The organism is Streptomyces cahuitamycinicus (assembly GCF_002891435.1).
GTDB classification, from domain to species: domain Bacteria; phylum Actinomycetota; class Actinomycetes; order Streptomycetales; family Streptomycetaceae; genus Streptomyces; species Streptomyces cahuitamycinicus.
Genome location: NZ_POUC01000769.1, coordinates 1 through 1,972 on the forward strand (window position 1 = coordinate 1; position 1,972 = coordinate 1,972).

The following is a 1,972-nucleotide window of genomic DNA, read 5'->3' on the forward strand; positions in this document are numbered from 1 at the left end:
GGGGTGGGGGGCCTCTTCGCCGTTGTGGTGTTTGCCATAGGCGGGCGGGCCGTCATGCGGACTCCATGTGATCCAGGCGACGCAGGATGACGCCCTCCCGCAGCGCCCAGGGGCATATGTCGACGCGCTCCACTCCGAAGAGGTCCATCGCGGCCTCGGCCACCAGGGCGCCCGCCAGGAGCTGCCCGGCCCTGCCCTCCGAGACGCCCGGCAGCTCCGCGCGCTCCCGCTCCGTCATGCCGGCCAGGCGCGGAACCCAGCCCTCCACGGACTCCCGCTTGAGCTCGCGCTGGACGTAGAGGCCCTCGGCGGAGCGGGCGGCACCGGCGATGCGGGCCAGCTGCTTGAAGGTCTTCGAGGTGGCGACGACGTGGTCGGGGGTGCCGAAGCGACTGAACTCCCCGACCGTGCGGGCGATCTCGGTCCGCACGTGGCGGCGCAGGGCGCGGACGTCGTCCGGGTCGGGCGGATCGCCGGGCAGCCAGCCGGCGGTGAGACGGCCGGCGCCCAGCGGCAGCGAGGCGGCCGCGTCGGGCTCCTCGTCGATGCCGTAGGCGACCTCGAGGGAGCCGCCGCCGATGTCCAGGACCAGCAGCTTCCCGGCCGACCAGCCGAACCAGCGGCGGGCGGCGAGGAAGGTCAGCCGGGCCTCCTCGGAGCCGGTGAGGACCTGGAGCTCGACGCCGGTCTCGGCGCGCACGCGTTCGAGGACGTCATCGGCGTTGCGGGCCTCCCGTACGGCGGAGGTCGCGAACGGGAGGACCTCCTCGGCGCCCTTGTCCTCGGCGGCCTGGAGCGCCTCCTTGATCACCGAGATCAGCCGGTCGACGCCGTGGGGGCCGATCGCGCCGTCGTCGTCGAGGAGCTGGGCCAGGCGCAGTTCCGCCTTGTGCGAGTGCGCGGGAAGCGGGCACGCGCCGGGGTGCGCGTCCACCACGAGCAGATGCACCGTGTTCGATCCCACGTCGAGGACACCGAGTCTCATGTACGGAACGCTACTGCCCACCGGGCCGTCCGCAGTCCTCGGTGGGGGTACGAGGCCCGTACCCTGGAGGCGTGCCAAAGACGAAAAAGGCGAAGCGCGACAAATCACCGGCCGTCGTGGAACCCGACGAGAAGGGCCTCGACTTCGCTCGCGCGTGGGTGGAGTTTCCCGATCCGGCGGACGAGGAGCAGGTGTTCCGCTGCGATCTGACATGGCTGACCTCTCGCTGGAACTGCATCTTCGGCAGCGGCTGCCAGGGCATCCAGGCGGGCCGCGCGGATGACGGCTGCTGCACGTTGGGTGCCCACTTCTCCGACGAGGACGACGAGAAGCGCGTCGCCGGGCATGTGGCCAGGCTCACGCCGGACATCTGGCAGCAGCATGCCGAGGGCACACGGGGCGGCTGGGTCTCCGAGGACGAGGACGGCGAGCGGCAGACGCGGCCGTTCCAGGGCTCGTGCATCTTCCAGAACCGGCCCGGCTTCCCGGGCGGCGCGGGCTGCTCGCTGCACATCCTCGCCCTGAAGGAGGGCCGCGAGCCGCTGGAGACCAAGCCGGACGTCTGCTGGCAGCTGCCGGTGCGGCGGACGTACGAGTGGATCGACCGGCCCGACGACACGCGTGTCCTTCAGGTGTCGATCGGTGAGTACGACCGCCGGGGCTGGGGCCCGGGCGGTCACGACCTGCACTGGTGGTGCACCTCGGCGACCTCGGCGCACGGCGCGGGCGACCCGGTGTACGTCTCCTACCGGCCGGAGCTGATCGAGCTGATGGGCAAGGCCGGCTACGACCGCCTGGTCGAGCTGTGCGAGGAGCGGCTGGCCTCGCAGCTGCCGCTGCTGGCACCGCATCCCGCGGATCCGGCGGGCTGAGGCCCGGCTACGACAGGACCGGGCTGGGGTCGCCGCTGTCCGACGGCGGTGGCGTCGAGCCCGCCGGGTCGGTCGGGGCCTGTCCCTTATACACATCTTCGAGACCACGAGACTA

2 protein-coding genes are annotated in these 1,972 nt (G+C 72.1%); one reads left to right on the forward strand and one right to left on the reverse strand.

What is annotated here, in order from left to right; all coding sequences use genetic code 11:
• Positions 1-52 precede the first annotated feature (52 nt).
• The gene (locus C1J00_RS42625) at positions 53-985 is read right to left on the reverse strand and encodes a Ppx/GppA family phosphatase (protein WP_102914145.1); all 933 of its coding nucleotides are present in this window, start codon (positions 983-985) and stop codon (positions 53-55) included.
• A gap of 71 nt (positions 986-1,056) precedes the next feature.
• Between C1J00_RS42625 and C1J00_RS42630 the strand changes: the two genes are divergently transcribed.
• Positions 1,057-1,857: a DUF3109 family protein gene (locus tag C1J00_RS42630; protein ID WP_102914146.1), complete on the forward strand. Its 801-nt coding sequence runs from the start codon at positions 1,057-1,059 to the stop codon at positions 1,855-1,857.
• The last annotated feature ends 115 nt before the right edge of the window (positions 1,858-1,972 follow it).